Genomic DNA, 15,401 nt, shown 5'->3' with positions numbered 1-15,401 from the left:
CCGTCTTCACCTGGCGCCTTGCCCCGCATTGCCCTGCTGGCCATCACCCGCCAGGGCGTGGCGCTGGCCGCGCGGCTGGCGCGGCACTGGCCGCAGGCCACAGTGTGCGCTCCGGCCAGGTGGGCCGCGCCGCTGGCGGAGCTGCCCAACCCCCGGCGCATTTATGAAGGCGCGCTGCGCGGCGAAATCGGCCCGCTGCTGGCCGCGCATGAGCAGCTGGTGTGCTTTGTTTCGCTGGGGGCGATGGTGCGGCTGCTGGCGCCGCACCTCAAGTCGAAGGCGGAGGACCCCGGCGTGGTGGTGGTGGATGAAGCGGGGCGCTTTGCCATTGCCGTGCTCTCCGGCCACGTGGGCGGCGCCAATGAATGGGCGCAGCGCGTGGCGGCGCTGCTGGGGGCTGTGCCGGTCATCACCACTGCATCAGACGTCATGGGCACGCTGGCCGTGGACATTCTGGGCCGCGAGCACGGCTGGCGGGCCATTGCGCCCAAGGAAAACCTCACGCGCGCCGCAGCCTGTGTGGTCAATGGCGAGCCGGTGGCCTTCGTGCAGGAAGCGGGCTGCCTGCGCCACTGGTGGCCGCACGCCGCGCCGCTGCCCGCCAACATCCGTGTTTTCAGCCGCATGACCGACGTGCCGCTGGATGCTTTCGCCGCCGTGCTCTGGGCCACGGCGGACGCTGCGGCGATCCAGTCTGAATGGTGGGAAAAGGCCAAAGGCCGCCTGGTGCTTTATTTGACCCCGCCCGAATCGTCACTCCGGAAAGACAAAGAGCCGCTTTATTTGATGAGCCGCAAAGTCAGCGGATAGCGCCAGATCTGGCCGTTGGCCGCCTTGATGGCGGCGATGATGATGCAAACGCCGCCGTAAAGGCCCAGCAGGGGCAGCAAAACCAGGCCGATGGCGGCAAAAATCAGAATGCCGCACACCATGCCCGCAATGCAGAGCGTGATCTGGAAATTGAGCGATTCACGCGCGTTGCCAGCGGCGAATTGTTCGCCGGGTTCATCCTTGGTGAGCAGGTAAATGACCAGCGGCACGAGAATGGGAAAGAAAAAACAGCCCAGATGGGCGAAAACGGCGAACAGATTGCTGCTGCCGCTGCGGCGGGGCGGCATGGGAGAAAGAGGCGGTTGCACGGCGCGTTGCTCCTGAAAAATGAGGCGGCGCAAATTGTAAGAACCTGTTCGGAATCTGACGGGCTGCGCCTGAAATGCCGCTCCCGGAATGGCCCCGGATGGATATTCAAGGCATATGCCACGATTTTGTTTTCATTGATCTTGGATTCAGCCGCATGACTTCTTTCTTTGCCGTGGGCCTGGGCTGCGACAGCCGAACGCCCCTTGAAACCTTGCGCACCGCGCTGGAGCAGGCGCTGGCGCGCGCGGGCATTGCGCCCGGGCACATCGTGGCGGCCGCCAGCATCACGCTCAAGGCAAAAGAGCCGGGCCTGCTGGCGCTGGTGGCCGAGCGCGGCTGGCCCATGCGCTTTTACACGCCCGCCGAACTGGCCGCCGTGCCCGTGCCCAATCCGTCTGAAACCGTGCTGCGCTACACCGGCACGCCATCGGTCAGCGAGGCAGCCGCGCTGCTGGCAGCGGGCGGCGGGCAGCAGCCCGCGCCCATGAGCGCGCTGGTGGTGGAAAAACACCGCCTGCGCGGCCCCGACGGGCGCAACGCCACGGTCTCCATCGCGCGCGTGCCGCCAGAATCGGCCGCTTTGCCCAATGACTGAACCCATGAACGACGCCAACCCGCTTTCCCCTTCTTCTTCACCCGCGCCCGCCCGCAGCGGCTCCATCGCGCTGGTGGGCATCGGCCCCGGCCATGCCGCGCACATGACTGCGCGCGCGCGCGAAGCCATTGCCCAGGCCGATGTCGTCATTGGCTACGTCACCTACATCAAGCTCGTGGCCGATTTGCTGGAGGGCAAGGAAGTCATCCGCAAGGCCATGACCGAAGAGATTGACCGCGCCATCAGCGCCCTCGAAAAAGCCCGCCAGGGCAAGAAAGTGGCGCTCATCTCCTCGGGCGACGCGGGCGTTTACGGCATGGCCGGCCCCACGTATGAAGTGCTCTTTCAGGCCGGCTGGACGCCCGATGACGACGTGACGGTTGAAATCATCCCCGGCGCGTCGGCCCTCAACAGCTGCGCGGCGCTGGTGGGCGCGCCTCTCACGCACGACTTTTGCGCCATCTCGCTCTCGGACCTGCTCACGCCCTGGCCCGCCATTGCCCGCCGGCTGGAAGCGGCGGCGGCGGCCGATTTCGTCACTGCGCTCTACAACCCCAAAAGCGGCCGCCGCACGCGCCAGATCGTGCAGGCGCAGCGCATCTTCTTGCGCCACCGCAGCCCCGGCACGCCCGTGGCCATCGTCAAAAGCGCGTGGCGCCGCCGCCAGCACATTGCGCACACCACGCTGGCGCACATGGCCGAAGCCGACATCGGCATGCTCAGCACCGTGCTCATTGGCAACAGCCACACCTTCACGCGCCACGGCCTGATGGTCACCCCGCGCGGCTACGCCAACAAATACGGCGTCAGCGGCGAAGGCCGCGTTACCCACGAAGGCGAAAAAGCGGGCCGCTCGCTCTCCAGCGGGCTGGACGGCTGGCTGCAATCGCTGCGCGAAGACCTGGCCGCCGGGCACAGCCTGCAAGCCCTGGCCGCGCGCGACGGCCTGCCGGCGGATTACCTGCAAGCCGCCCTGGCCGACCCTCCGGAAGACGCTGCGGCAGCCGAAACGGGCCAAGACTGACGAAGGCGGAAAGCGGACTTCCCGCAGCTTCAGGGCGCCTGTAGGCAATCTGCCTGCGGGCGCGGAAGGCGCGGCCTCAGGCGCTCGTGAGTCTTGCAAACCCTCGGCTCACCAGACCCGTCTGCGTCTTGCAGCCCTTCCGATCCGCAGCCCCTCACGGCCAGACGCTGAACAGGCCCTAAAAACAGGAGCAAATATGAGGGCCTGAAATGCCGTTTTGCGCACTTTCCACTAGGACATCACGCTATGGATTCAGGAGCGAAATAGCTTGGTTTCTTCTTTGTGAATGCCGCGCCTGTTCCGGGCCGCGTTTTCCGCGCAGCGGGCGGATGGCGGGACGCTGCTGCTTGAATCAGCCCCTTGCCCGCAGGCTCAAAAGCTCAGGCTTGGCCCTTGAGAATGGAGGGCGCTTGCTCCAGCACAACTTCGCCTTTGAGGATGGAGGGCTTGTGCGTGTCCTGAACCTCGCCTTTGAGGATGGAGGGTGCTTGTTCAATGCGCACTTCGCCCTTGAGGATGGAAGGCGCCTGCTCCAGCGTGACCTCGCCTTTGAGAATGGAAGGTTTGTGCGTGTCTTGAACTTCGCCTTTGAGGATGGAGGGGCGGCGCTCGGTTTTCATTCTGAAGCGCACGCCTGCCGCGCGCAGGCCCCACACCAGTTCCACGAAGGCGTTGTTGTTGAGCAGCGGCTCGCCGCCCACGATGATCCAGTAGCCGATGCCGTCCACCCAGAAGAGCATGAAGGTGGTGCGGGGCATGAGCATGTCAAGGTCTTCGTGCATGCAAATGGCCTGTCCGCCGCGCCAGCCGCGCTGCTTTTGCCGGGCGGCGAAGTCAAAGAACTCCACGGCGGCGGCGCACAGGGTCTCGGCTTCGTCTTCGCTGTAGCCCACGCGGGCCAGGCAAAAGCCTTCGTCGGATGAGAGCGCGGCCATGCGCTCGCCTGACAGGCCCGCGATGGCGTGCGGCAGGTAGCTGTCCAGCGAGACGTTGGGCGCGGCCAGGGGATGGGCCATTTCCTGCACCCAGCCTTTTTGCAGCGCCTCGGTCAGCAGGGCGCGGCGGGCGGGCGATTCGGCCAGCCAGGCGCTGCGCAGGGGCGCGCCCAGGCCGTTCATCAGCGTTTGCAGCTCGGCGCCGTCTTTGTCAGGCTGCGCCCTGGCATGGGCGCGCAGCGCGCCAGCGGGCGTGAGCATCAAAAACGGGTCGCGTGGGGCGGCTTGCGCGCCCTGCGGGGCTTGCGGGTTCAGCATGGTGAGCGGGGCAGGCTGCCGGTTCAGGACTCGACGCCAGTGAAGGGATCAATGCCGTAGATGAGCGCTTTGACCAGCGCCGACATGTGCGCGCGGCTGCGGGCGTCGGTGTCCATGACGGAGGCCGACAGGCCCATCTGGTCCAGCTCGCGGGCCAGGCGCTGGCGCGTGTCCCAGCTGCCGTTTTCAACGTGCGTGAGGCCCACCACGAGCGCCGTGCTGTCTATGAAGCTGCGGAAGGCGTTCACGTAAGAGCGCAAGTCATCCACCGGGTCGGGCGAGGCGGCATTGAGCATGAGCACCAGGCCCAGGGCGTTTTCAGTGAGGATGTCCCACATGAAATCAAAGCGCTTTTGGCCAGGCGTGCCAAAGAGGCGCACCTGATCGCCGTTGGGCAGGTTCATGCGCCCGTAGTCCATGGCCACGGTGGTGGTTTGCTTGAGCAGGCGCACTTCGTCGGTGGCGTTGGCCTCCGTGCGCACCACTTCGATGTCCGACAGGGACTGGATGGCCGTGGTTTTGCCAGCGCCCACCGGGCCGGCAAATACGAGCTTGTAAACATTCGCCATAAAAGATCAGAAAAGCTTGTCGAGCAGTGATTTGAAAAAGCCCTTGCGCGCGGCCTGGGCGTGGGCAGGCTTGGCAGCTGCCGCAGGCACGGGCGCGGGCGCGGCAATGGGCGCGGAAGCCGGCAACGCCACGGCCGAACCGGAGACGATGCACAAAATGGCAAAGCGCGCAATGTCGGCTGGGTCGTGCTGTGGAAAGCTGCGGCAGAGTTTTTCCAGCGACTGGGGCGCGCGCGAGCAGATGGCCGCCAGCTGGATTTCAAAGTTGCTGGTGTTGGGCAGCAGCGTGAAATTGGGAAAGCGCCGCAGGCGAAAGCGCAGATCGGCCCTGCGCTGCGGCGGGTTCTGCCGGAGCGTGCTGTCGGCCAGCACCCAGCACAGAAAATCCAGCGGCTTTTGCGCCTGCCGGAAGCCTTCGCCAAAGTGCCGGCGCAGCTCTTCTTCCACCTGATGCGGGGGCAGCGGCGTTGCCTTTGCGCTGCCCAGCAGGCTGGAAGAGGCGGCCATCTTGGCCATGCTGGCCAGCGGCAGGGGCGAGGCGATCCAGCCCTCGCGCGGCGCGAGGATGAAGAACATTTCATCGCCAAAGGTCAGAACCTGCGGACCTTCATGGCTGATGATTTGCTGCACCAGCCTGAAAAACGGATTGCCCTGCAAGTCGGGAAACGCATGCAGAAGAATGGGGATGGCGCCTTTGAGCAGGCCGACTTCCTTGTCGGGCGCAGGCTCGGGCGCGGAGCCGCTGCCCGTGCGGGCCTGGCTGAGGATCTGGCCCAGGCCGCCGGAAGGCGCGGCAGAGGCGCGGCCCGCTGGCGCTGCGGCCATTTCCGCCGGCGCCTTGCCTTCCCGCACCTTGCCCAGCGCCGTTTTCATGTCGTGGCTGGAATAGGGCATGACCAGCAGCTCCAGCACCTGGCCGGCAGCCAGAGGCAGCTTTTGCCCCGTCCAGCCGCCGCCATCGGCGCCCCAGGCCAGCGCCACGGCGGAGCGGCCGCCCAGAAAGGCCATGAGGCGCTCGGCGTTTTCGGCGCTGTATTTGCGCATGCCCAGGCCGAACAAGTCCACCACGCAATGCGTGCAGGCCAGCGCCTCGGGCGTTTGCTCGGGCATGGCCAGCGAAAGGCTGCGGCGCAGCACGGTGCATTGGGCATCGCGCCAGTTCATGCCAATCATGATTTCGATGGCGGCCGCTTCCTGGTCCGTCAGGCCGACCAACAGTATCTTCTTCATTCTTTTTCTCCTTGGAGAAAGGCAAACACGCGCATCCATTCGGGGCCTGGCTCTATGCCCTGCCGCAGCAACGCGCGGCGCGCCAGCATGAAGGCCAGTGCATCGTGGGCGCCCTCGCAATGCGCCAGAAAATGCTGCTCCTCCGAGGTGTCTCCGCTGCCGATGGCCCGCAAGGCCGTGGCAGCCATGTTTCTGGAGTCATCCGCGCCGCACAGCAGCGCGCGGCGCGGGCCGTCCAGCGCGGGCGCGGCCAGTACGCACCAGCGCGTGGCATAGCGGCTGACGCGGGGCAGCGCCTGCCCGCTGCGGCCCGCCTGATGGAGAGACTTGGCTGTCAAAGGGGCGAGCCGCCTGGCCACGCCCAACTGCTGCCACTTCGTCTCAAAGTCTGCGGCGTCAGGCGGGCAGGCGTGAAGCATGTCCACCAGCGCGCCCTGAACGGGTTCGCTGCCGGGCAGCGCCAGCGCGGCCTGCACCCGCTGCCAATGCGCTTCGCGCCGGGCCGGATCGCGCAGCACGCGCCGCCCGGCGGCGCGAAAGCTGGCGCGCGCGCGCCAGCTGGCGGTTTCCGGCGCTTGTGGCAAAGGGGTTTGCATGAGCGGCGTCAGGCAAGCGGGGCGAAAGCCAGGCTCACTCCAGCAAGGTGTCCATCAGGTCGATCATGAATTCGGCGTCTTCTTCGGCCATGACCTCGAAGCCGCCGCTCATGCCCAGCTCGTCCAGCACGGGCTGGCCGTCTGGCGTGCCCTTGAGCTCCAACAGGGCCTGCGCGAAGCGGGCGCTGTCTTCTGCGGAAATGCGCGAATTCAGCAGAAAGACGTGGGTGATGTCGGCCAGCTTGCTTTCCACCAGCACCTTCATCTGCTTGCGCGTCAGGCCGGAAAGCGAGTTGTAGGCTTCGGCCAGGAAAAAAGCGGCATCGACCTCGCCCTTGATGGCCAGGCGCGCAGCGGCCTGGTAGTTTTCCACCAGATTCCACTTGATGTCAGGCTCTTTCAAATCAGCCACTTCCAGCAGGCGCAGGCCGATGAGCTTGACGTCGCGGTTGTCCGTGAGGGCAATGGTGCAGCCGGGCTTGAGGTCGCGCGCCGTTTCGTAGGCCGTGTTGGCGCCAGTGGCGATCACCATTTCGTCCGACTTGGCGATGGGGCGCGCGATGGCCTTGTAGCCAGCATCGCGAATCATGGAAGCCGCGTCAAACGGATTGGCGTACACGCCATCGACTTTGCCGGAAGCAATCAGCTCGGCCTGCTCGGCGGCCGAAGCGGGCGTCATCAGATGGATGTGAATGCCCGATTTTTTTTGCAGCAGCGTGTTGAGCATGTGCCAGCCCGCAAAGCGTTCAGGCGCGAAGTCGGGAGCAATCAACAAGTTCAGCGTCATGCCTGGCCTCCTTTTTCTTCCGCCAGCATCTTCTTGTACAGGGCGGTCATTTCCTCGATCTTCTTGCGCGAAGGCTCGCGGCGCACGGAGGTGTAGCCCACCACCTGGCCGTTGCGCACGTTGGGCACGGCCGTGGCGTACACCCAGTAGTGGCCGCCGTCCTTGCGCAGGTTCTTCACGTAGCCGAACCACTTCTTGCCGGCCTTGAGGGTGTCCCACAGGTCTTTGAAGGCGGCTGCGGGCATGTCGGGGTGGCGCAAGATGGCGTGGGGCTGGCCGATGAGGTCTTCGCGGTTCCAGCCTGAAAGCTCCACGAACGCCTCGTTGGCGTGGGTGATGATGCCGTTCAGGTCCGTGCGCGAGATGATGAGGCGCCCTTCCGGATAGGGAAATTCCTTTTCCGTCACGTACAGCGTGCGGGTTGTGCCGTCAAAGTACTTGTATTCACATTGCCGCGCCGGCTCGGCGGGCGGCTGCATGGTTGGCATGGCCATGATGTTTCAAGCCTCCTGCAATCAGACCATCTTGGCCAGGGCTTCGGCGGCACGCTTGATGTCCAGAAACAGCAAGCCCAGCTTGGCGTTGTGGCGCGCCAGCACCGTCAGCACGGCTTCGCTGCCAGCGGAACTCATGATCACGTAGCCGCGCTCGCCTTGCAGCAGCACGCGCTCCAGCGTGCCGCGAGCCAGTTCGCGCGCTGCGCGGTCACCCAGGGACAGCAGGGCGGCTGACATGGCGCCTACCCGGTCTTCGTCCATGCCGTTGGGCAGGGAGGAGGCAATCATCAGACCGTCGGTCGAGATCAAAGCCGAGGCTTCGACGTCTGCGGAAGAGCCTTTGAGTTCTTCCAGCACCTGTTGAAACATGTCAGTGCGCATGAGTTTTTCCTATCTTTGGAGTTGGCGTGAAACGAAAGGGGAGACCGGCATGCGCTGCGCAGAATGTGTTACAGACTTCATGCCAGTTGTATCCGCAAGAAAACCGGCGGATTTCCGCATGATACCTAGGCCACCGCCGTTTATGGCCCCGCTGCCGGGGCCGGGCGCAAATTCATTTGGGAAATGCCAAATAGTTACAGGGTTTGATGGTTTGTAAGCAACACCCCTGCCGCCGGATTTCGGGTTTGCCCTTGGCTTGCCGGGGCTTGTCTGGCCTTGCCCGCGCGCGTTCGCTCCGGCTGCGGCTTCATTCCGCTGGTGAGCTGCCTGCTGCGGCCTGATTGCGCCGCGCCAGCTCGGCCAGTTTTTCGCCAATCCTGATTTCCAGCCCGCGCGGGGCGGGTTCGTAAAAGCCGGGCGGCGCCATGCCGTCGGGCAAATAGCGCTCGCCGGCGGCAAAAGCGTCCGGCTCGTCATGCGCGTAGCGGTAGCCCGCGCCGTGGCCCAGCTGCTTCATCAACTGGGTGGGCGCGCTGCGCAAGTGCATGGGCACGGGGCGGGTGCCGTCTTCACGCACGAAGGCGCGGGCGCGCTTGTAGGCCACGTAGGCGGCGTTGCTCTTGGGGGCCACGGCCAGATACAGCGCGCACTGGGCCAGCGCCAGCTCGCCTTCGGGGCTGCCCAGGCGCTCATAAACCTCGGCAGCGTCCAGCGCCAGGCGCAAGGCGCGCGGGTCGGCCAGGCCGATGTCTTCACTGGCCATGCGGATCAGGCGGCGGGCGATGTAGCGCGCGTCCACGCCGCCATCGAGCATGCGCGCCAGCCAGTACAGCGCGGCGTCCGGGTCGCTGCCGCGCACGCTTTTGTGCAGGGCGCTGATGGTGTCGTAGAACTGCTCGCCGCCCTTGTCGTAGCGGCGCAGGCGCTCGCCCAGCACTTTCAGCAGCCACTCATCCGTGATGCGCGCGCGTTTTTCGGCGCGCGCGGCCACCGCCAGCGTCTCCAGCGTATTGAGCAGGCGGCGCGCGTCGCCATCGGCATAGGCCACCAGGCGGTCAGATGCGGCCGGCTCGGCGGCCAGGCCGTCCAGCGCGGCCAGGGCGCGGGCCAGGATTTCGCGCAAATCCGCTTCTTCCAGCGCCTTGAGCACGTACACCGCCGCGCGCGAAAGCAGGGCGGAATTGACTTCAAACGAGGGGTTTTCCGTGGTCGCGCCGATGAAGGTGAACAAGCCGCTTTCTACGTGCGGCAAAAAGGCATCTTGCTGGCTTTTGTTGAAGCGGTGCACTTCATCCACAAACACGATGGTGGCCTGCGGCGCAAGGCCCTCTTGCGCGGCCTGGGCGCGCTCCACGGCTTCGCGGATGTCTTTCACGCCGCCCAGCACGGCGCTGATGGTGATGAACTGCGCGTCAAACGCCTGCGCCATCAGCCGTGCGATGGTCGTTTTGCCCGTGCCCGGCGGCCCCCAGAGAATGCAACTGTGCGGCTGCCCCGATTCAAACGCCAGCCGCAGCGGCATGCCCTCGCCCAGCAGGTGCTGCTGCCCCACCACTTGCGCCAGGGTGCGCGGACGCAGGCGTTCAGGCAGGGGCACGTGGAGAGCTTGGGGCATGAAGAGAAATATGCCATACGCGAAAGCGCGCCAGCCCTGCGCTGCGGCCTTGCCGCGCGGCCTGGCTCCATGCGCGCCAGCGCCCTGTTCTTCCAGACGGCCCGGGCCGCCGCCGCAAGCAGCTTCACATCAAAAACAGGAGCGGATTCAAGGGATTGAAAACGGCCTTTGCGCAGTATCCACTAGGACATCATGCTATGTATAACGGAGCAAAAACAGGGTGAAAGAGCCTGCTGACCATAGCCCGTCTGCTTTCTTGCACGCTGACCTGCATGCGCCTTGCCTGGCGTTGCCTATATTCCACCGGCCGCCGCCAGCCGGGCTGGCGGTCTTGCGGGGTTGGCCTGCCCGCTTGCTCCCTTCCCACTTTCTGAAAGACGAAAACGCCATGCTGCGCTTCTTGTTCAATCTTCTCTGGTTCATTCTGGGCGGTTTGCCCATGGCGCTGGGCTGGTGGCTGGCGGGGGTGATCATGGCCATCACCCTCATTGGCCTGCCGTGGGCGCGGGCGTGTTTTGTTATTGGGCAGTTTGCCTTGTGGCCTTTCGGGCGCGAGGCGGTGGATCGCCGCCAGGTCACGGGCCGCGATGACCTGGGCACGGGCGCGCTGGGCTTGCTGGGCAATCTCGTCTGGTTCGTGTTTGCGGGCCTTTGGCTGGCCCTGGGCCATCTTGGTTCGGCGCTGGTGTGCTTTGTCACCCTTATCGGCATTCCCTTCGGCTGGCAGCATCTGAAGCTGGCTGCCATCGCGCTCATGCCCATAGGCAAAACCATCGTGGTCAGGCGCTGAGAGCCGGTTCAGGGCAAGCGGCAGGCCCGCACGTGGAGCGGAGTGCAGGCCGCGACAAGGGCTGGGCGGGTGCGTCTAGTTTGCTCCTCTATTCGTAGCAATAGGTCCTAGTGGATATTGTGCGAAGCGGTATTTCGACCGGCCTGAATTCGCTCCTGTTTTTGGTTCATTCTGGCGGGCAGGTTTGCGGCGCGGGCTGCCTGCTGGCTTGCGCCTCGCGGGCGGATCGCGGGCGGGCGGATCGCGGGCGGGCTTATGCGGCGGGCGCCGGTTTCGTTTCTTTCGGGGCGGCTTTGGCTGCGCCCGGGCTGGCGGGCGCGGCAAGGGTTTCGCCCGTGTGGCGCTGGCGGTATTGCTCCAGAAAGCGCGCCAGGCGCCCCAGGGCCTCGCGCAGGTCGTCTTCATAAGGGAGGAAGACGAGGCGGAAGTGGTGGTTGTCCGGGTAGTTGAAGCCGCTGCCTTGCACGAGCATGACGCGCGTGGCGCGCAGCACTTGCATGAAGAACTGGCGGTCGTCGGCGATGGGGTACATGCGCGCATCCAGCCGGGGGAACATGTACAGCGCCGCCTGGGGCTTGACGCAGGTGACGCCCGGTATGGCGGTGACGAGCTGCCAGGCCAGATCGCGCTGGCGGCGCAGGCGGCCGCCTTCCTTGACGAGGTCTTGGATGCTCTGGTAGCCGCCCAGCGCGGTCTGGATGGCGTATTGGCCGGGCACGTTGCTGCCCAGCTTGAGGTTGGCGAGCATGTTCAGGCCCTCGATGTAGTCGCGCGCCATGCTTTTGTCGCCCGAAATCACCATCCAGCCGGCGCGGTAGCCGCAGGAGCGGTAGGCCTTGGACAGGGAGTTGAAGGTGAGCACGAGCACATCCGTGCAGAGGCTGGCCAGGGCGGTGTGGCGCGCGCCGTCGTAAAGAATCTTGTCGTACACCTCATCGACCAGCAGCATCAGGCCCTTTTCACGGGCGATCTGGATGATGCCCCGCAGCGTTTCATCAGGGTAGAGCGCGCCGGTGGGGTTGTTGGGGTTGATGACGACGATGCCCCGCGTGCGCGGCGTGACTTTGCGGCGCATATCGTCCAGATCGGGCAGCCAGCCTTGCTCTTCATCGCACACGTAGTGCACGGGCTTGCCGCCAGCCAGGCTGACGGCGGCCGTCCACAGCGGATAGTCGGGTGAAGGCACGAGCAGCTCATCGCCATCGTTGAGCAGCGCCTGCGTGGCCATCACGATCAGCTCGCTGGCGCCGTTGCCCAGGTACACGTCCTCCAGCGTGACGCCCGCCACGCCCTGCTGCTGCGAGTAGTGCATGACGGCCTTGCGGGCGGCAAACAGGCCCTTGCTGTCGGAGTAGCCCGCCGAATTGGGCAGGTTGCGGATCATGTCCTGCTGGATTTCTTCGGGCGCGTCAAAGCCGAAGGGCGCCATGTTGCCGATGTTCAGGCGGATGATCTTCTGGCCCTCGTCTTCCATCTGCCGGGCGGCATCGACGATGGGGCCGCGCACGTCATAAAGCACGTGGGCCAGCTTGGCTGATTTGCGGATGGGGTTCATGGCTGCGGAGCAAAATCGCGGGAAAAAAGCCGCCATTTTGAACCTGCCTCCATGAAATTCCAGCCCGAACCCGCTCACGCCCACACCATTACCGCCTACGGCCCCGGCTGGATCGCCCTTGGCGCGGAGCGCATCGGCCAGAGCCTGATCCTGCAAGCAGGCCAGCCGTGGACGCCGTGGGGCGTGAATTCATTCGAGGCGCTGGATGCAGCCGCTTTTGCCGGCCTGGCCGAAAAAGGGCCGGAGCTGGTCATTTTCGGCAGCGGGCAGCGGCTGCGTTTTCCCAAGCCCGCATGGATCAGGCCATTGGTGGAAAAACGTATCGGCCTGGAAACCATGGACACGCCCGCCGCCTGCCGCACCTTCAACATCCTGGCCGATGAAGGCAGGCGCGTATTGCTGGCCTTACTGATGGAGCCAATCGGTTAAAATCGCCCGCTTTGATGTGCAGTGCGCATGCCTTGAGGCTTCAAAAGGCCCAAAACAAGGCGCTGTCTGGTCCCTCCTCCAAGAAAGCAAGAATTTCAATGGCGATCGTCATCAACAAACCTCTGCCCGAATTTGAAGCCATGGCCACCGGAGGAGTCCAGGTCACCAACATCTCTCATGCGGGGCAGGTGCTGGTGCTCTACTTCTACCCGAAGGACGATACCCCCGGCTGCACGGCTGAAGCCTCGCATTTTCGCGATCAGCACGAAGAATTCGTCAAGGCGGGCGCCACCGTTTTCGGCGTCTGCCGCGACAACATGAAATCGCACGACGCCTTCAAGGCCAAGCTGAAACTGCCCTTCGAGCTGATTGCCGATACCGAAGAGAAAATGTGCCATATGTTCGGCGTGGTCAAAAACAAAATCATGTATGGCCGCAAGGTAAAAGGCATTGAGCGCAGCACTTTCCTCATTAATGCCGAAGGCGTGCTCGTGCAGGAATGGCGCCGCGTGAGCGTGAAGGACGATGATCACAGCCACGTGGACGAAGTGCTTGAGGCCGTCAGAGCCTTGAGCGGGCATAAGGAAAAATCCGCTCCTCGGAAAACGGCCGAAAAAGCCGTGAAAAAGCCCGCAAAAAGTGAAAAGCCAGCCAAGGCTGAAAAACCAGCCAGGGCTGAAGAAACGGCCAAGGCGGAGAAACCGGCCAAAACCGCAAAGGCTGAAAAGCCCGTAAAAGCGGAAAAGAGCGAAAAAACGGCCTCAACTGCCAAAACCGCAAAAGCAGATAAACCCGTAAAAGCGCCCAAAACCGCCAAGGCTGAAAAAACCACGCAAACCGGGAAAACGTCCCAAGCCGTCAAAGCTGAAAAAGCGCCTGAAAAAACCCCTAAAACCACGGAAACTGCGAAAACCACAAAAACCGCGAAGGCTGCAAAAACCACGAAAACCGTGAAAGCTGAAAAGGCCGCAAAAGCTGAAAAAGCCCCTGAAACCGCAGCCAGCGCCAAAACGGCAAAAGCCGTGAAAAAAGCCGCTCCGGCAAGCAGGGCGGCCAAATCCGCCAGCGCCTGAGCGCCAGCTTGACCGTTCAAGCCGCCCCAACCGTTCCAATGCATGCAGCCGCTCCGCCCCAAAACGGAGCGGCTTTCTTTTCGCCGCACATTCAAACCTTTTCATGCCTTCACGCGCTGCGGCTTTTTTGAGCGCGCTGGTCATGATCCGGAGAAACACACATGCCGCCCCTGCCACCCGCCCCAGCCAAGCGCGCCGCCGTTTTGCCTGCGCAGGCTTATGCCGATCGTGATGCCCATAACGCCGCCGCCCGCAAAGCCCGCAGCGCCAAGGCCGCGCCCGCCAAAAGCAGAAAAACCGCCGCGCAGGCCGCGCAAGCGCCAGCCCTTGCGCTGAACGCCGCCGTGCCCGCAGCGCAGCCCGCCACCCAGCCGTCTGCAAGCCAGCCGCCTGCCGTCCAGCCCGCCGTCAAAAAGCCCGCGAAGGCCGCAAAACCCGCAAAAACCCGCCGCGCCGCCGCGCCGGAAGCCGTCAAGCTCTTCGTGCTGGACACCAATGTGCTCCTGCACGACCCCACGGCCCTGTTCCGCTTTGAAGAGCACGACATCTTCCTGCCCATGGTCGTGCTCGAAGAGCTGGATGCGCACAAAAAAGGCGCCAGCGAAATCGCCCGCAACGCGCGCCAGGTCAGCCGCCAGCTTGACCTGCTCGTGGCCCATGCCGACATGGCCGTCGGCCTGCCCCTGTCCGCCAGCGGGCACCTTGAGGCGGGCGGCAAGCTCTGGTTTCAGACCGCCCCGCTGCACGCCGCCACGGCCCAGCTGCTGCCGCAGGGCAAGGCCGACAACCAGATTCTGGAAGTCGTCGCCGCCCTCGCGCAGCAACACGCGGGCCGCCCTGTCGTTCTCGTCACCAAAGACATCAACATGCGCGTCAAGGCGCGCGCCCTCGGTCTGGCCGCCGAAGACTATGAAAACGACAAAACCCTGCAAGATGGCGACTTGCTCTACAGCGGCGCGCTTGCGCTGCCCGAAAACTTCTGGGCCGATCAGGGCAGCCGCCTTGAAAGCTGGCCCGACGGCGCGCACACCTTCTATCGCATCAGCGGCAAGCTCGCCGCCAGCCTGCTGCCCAACCAGTTCGTCTGGTACGAAGCCCCGGGCCAAAGCAGCCTCTACGCCCGCGTGACCGAAGTGGACGGCCAAAGCGCCACCTTGCAAACCCTCAAGGACTACACCCACCCCAAAAACGCCGTCTGGGGCGTCACGGCCCGCAACCGCGAGCAAAACCACGCGCTCAACCTGCTCATGGACCCCGGCATTGACTTCGTCACCATCACCGGCATTGCGGGCACCGGCAAAACCCTGCTGGCCCTGGCCGCCGGGCTGGCGCAAGTGCTTGACGAGCGCCGCTACACCGAAGTCATCATGACCCGCGCCACCGTCAATGTGGGCGAAGGCATCGGCTTTCTGCCCGGCACCGAAGAAGAAAAAATGGCCCCGTGGATGGGCGCGCTGGACGACAACCTTGAATTTCTCACCCAGGGCGCGGGCAGCGCCGCTGGCGACTGGGGGCGCGCCGCCACGGGCGACCTCATCCGCAGCCGCATCAAGATCAAGAGCATGAACTTCATGCGCGGCCGCACCTTCCTCAACCGCTGGGTCATCATTGACGAAGCGCAGAACCTCACCCCCAAGCAAATCAAAACCCTGATCACCCGCGCCGGCCCCGGCAGCAAGATCATCTGCATGGGCAACCTCGCGCAAATCGACACCCCCTACCTCACCGAAGGCTCCAGCGGCCTGACCTACGCCGTGGACCGCTTCAAAGGCTGGCCCCACGGCGGCCACATCACCCTGGCCCGTGGCGAGCGCTCGCGCCTGGCCGATTACGCCAGCGAGGTGCTGTGAGGCGGGCTGGCATGCAC

The 15,401-nt window shown here is 64.6% G+C and carries 16 protein-coding genes and 1 pseudogene; 7 read left to right on the top strand and 10 right to left on the bottom strand.

Translation table 11 applies throughout. The features are described 5' to 3' along the window. Nucleotides 1-18 precede the first annotated feature (18 nt). Nucleotides 19-810: a cobalamin biosynthesis central domain-containing protein gene (locus tag C1720_RS01255; protein ID WP_346429786.1), complete on the top strand. Its 792-nt coding sequence runs from the start codon at nt 19-21 to the stop codon at nt 808-810. Here the strand turns inward: C1720_RS01255 and C1720_RS01250 are convergent. Beyond that, a complete protein-coding gene (locus C1720_RS01250) occupies nt 780-1,139 on the bottom strand; it encodes a DUF4870 domain-containing protein (protein WP_156304136.1) in 360 nt (119 codons plus the stop codon). The two genes, C1720_RS01255 and C1720_RS01250, sit on opposite strands and share 31 nt — an antisense overlap. A gap of 155 nt (nt 1,140-1,294) precedes the next feature. Here C1720_RS01250 and C1720_RS01245 point away from each other — a divergent pair, with 155 nt between their 5' ends. Together C1720_RS01245 and cobJ are read left to right on the top strand one after the other, a co-directional pair. Beyond that, the gene (locus C1720_RS01245) at nt 1,295-1,735 is read left to right on the top strand and encodes a cobalamin biosynthesis protein (protein WP_102282960.1); all 441 of its coding nucleotides are present in this window, start codon (nt 1,295-1,297) and stop codon (nt 1,733-1,735) included. A 4-nt stretch (nt 1,736-1,739) separates the two neighbouring features. Beyond that, nucleotides 1,740-2,759: a precorrin-3B C(17)-methyltransferase gene (cobJ, locus tag C1720_RS01240; RefSeq protein ID WP_082203252.1), complete on the top strand. Its 1,020-nt coding sequence runs from the start codon at nt 1,740-1,742 to the stop codon at nt 2,757-2,759. 380 nt (nt 2,760-3,139) lie between these two features. Here the strand turns inward: cobJ and C1720_RS01235 are convergent, their stop codons facing one another. The 8 genes from C1720_RS01235 to C1720_RS01200 all read right to left on the bottom strand — a co-directional run bounded on the left by C1720_RS01235 (nt 3,140) and on the right by C1720_RS01200 (nt 9,687). After that, entirely contained in the window at nt 3,140-4,012 is an 873-nt protein-coding gene (locus tag C1720_RS01235; protein WP_199170925.1) for a hypothetical protein, read from the bottom strand. 23 nt (nt 4,013-4,035) lie between these two features. Continuing rightward, nucleotides 4,036-4,581 (bottom strand): GTP-binding protein, encoded by a 546-nt coding sequence (locus C1720_RS01230; RefSeq protein ID WP_050715877.1) that lies wholly within the window; start codon nt 4,579-4,581, stop codon nt 4,036-4,038. Nucleotides 4,582-4,587: 6 nt separating this feature from the next. Further along, a complete protein-coding gene (locus tag C1720_RS01225; protein WP_102282959.1) occupies nt 4,588-5,811 on the bottom strand; it encodes a hypothetical protein in 1,224 nt (407 codons plus the stop codon). Beyond that, nucleotides 5,808-6,407: a hypothetical protein gene (locus C1720_RS01220; protein ID WP_102282958.1), complete on the bottom strand. Its 600-nt coding sequence runs from the start codon at nt 6,405-6,407 to the stop codon at nt 5,808-5,810. The genes C1720_RS01225 and C1720_RS01220 overlap by 4 nt, the downstream gene beginning before the upstream one ends. Nucleotides 6,408-6,441: 34 nt before the next feature. After that, the gene (locus C1720_RS01215; protein ID WP_050715880.1) at nt 6,442-7,194 is read right to left on the bottom strand and encodes a phosphate/phosphite/phosphonate ABC transporter substrate-binding protein; all 753 of its coding nucleotides are present in this window, start codon (nt 7,192-7,194) and stop codon (nt 6,442-6,444) included. Further along, a complete protein-coding gene (locus tag C1720_RS01210) occupies nt 7,191-7,688 on the bottom strand; it encodes a PAS domain-containing protein (RefSeq protein ID WP_102282957.1) in 498 nt (165 codons plus the stop codon). The genes C1720_RS01215 and C1720_RS01210 overlap by 4 nt, the downstream gene beginning before the upstream one ends. Before the next feature lie 21 nt (nt 7,689-7,709). Next, entirely contained in the window at nt 7,710-8,072 is a 363-nt protein-coding gene (locus tag C1720_RS01205) for a roadblock/LC7 domain-containing protein (RefSeq protein WP_050715882.1), read from the bottom strand. 307 nt (nt 8,073-8,379) lie between these two features. Then, on the bottom strand, nt 8,380-9,687 hold the full coding sequence (locus C1720_RS01200; protein ID WP_102282956.1) for a replication-associated recombination protein A: 1,308 nt from the start codon (nt 9,685-9,687) through the stop codon (nt 8,380-8,382). Between the two features lie 388 nt (nt 9,688-10,075). Here C1720_RS01200 and C1720_RS01195 point away from each other — a divergent pair, with 388 nt between their 5' ends. Next, complete coding sequence (locus C1720_RS01195) at nt 10,076-10,477, top strand: YccF domain-containing protein (RefSeq protein WP_050716568.1); 402 nt, start codon at nt 10,076-10,078, stop codon at nt 10,475-10,477. 253 nt (nt 10,478-10,730) lie between these two features. Here C1720_RS01195 and C1720_RS01190 read toward each other — a convergent pair whose 3' ends face one another. Then, nucleotides 10,731-12,032, bottom strand: a complete 1,302-nt coding sequence (locus C1720_RS01190) for a pyridoxal phosphate-dependent aminotransferase (protein ID WP_050715884.1) — start codon at nt 12,030-12,032, stop codon at nt 10,731-10,733. 51 nt (nt 12,033-12,083) lie between these two features. On the opposite strand from C1720_RS01190, the gene C1720_RS01185 reads away from it, so the two are divergent. From C1720_RS01185 to C1720_RS01175, 3 genes and pseudogenes are all read left to right on the top strand, one after another. After that, nucleotides 12,084-12,461 (top strand): Mth938-like domain-containing protein, encoded by a 378-nt coding sequence (locus tag C1720_RS01185; RefSeq protein WP_050715885.1) that lies wholly within the window; start codon nt 12,084-12,086, stop codon nt 12,459-12,461. 98 nt (nt 12,462-12,559) lie between these two features. Continuing rightward, nucleotides 12,560-13,048 (top strand): annotated as a pseudogene (locus C1720_RS14100) (peroxiredoxin); the annotation flags it as partial. 647 nt (nt 13,049-13,695) lie between these two features. Next, nucleotides 13,696-15,384 carry a PhoH family protein gene (locus C1720_RS01175; RefSeq protein ID WP_102282955.1) on the top strand — a complete coding sequence of 563 codons (1,689 nt, stop codon included), beginning with the start codon at nt 13,696-13,698 and terminating at the stop codon, nt 15,382-15,384. Nucleotides 15,385-15,401 lie beyond the last annotated feature (17 nt).

The organism is Ottowia massiliensis (genome assembly GCF_900240305.1).
GTDB classification, from domain to species: domain Bacteria; phylum Pseudomonadota; class Gammaproteobacteria; order Burkholderiales; family Burkholderiaceae_C; genus Ottowia; species Ottowia massiliensis.
This window is presented reverse-complemented; position numbering and strand designations above follow the sequence as displayed.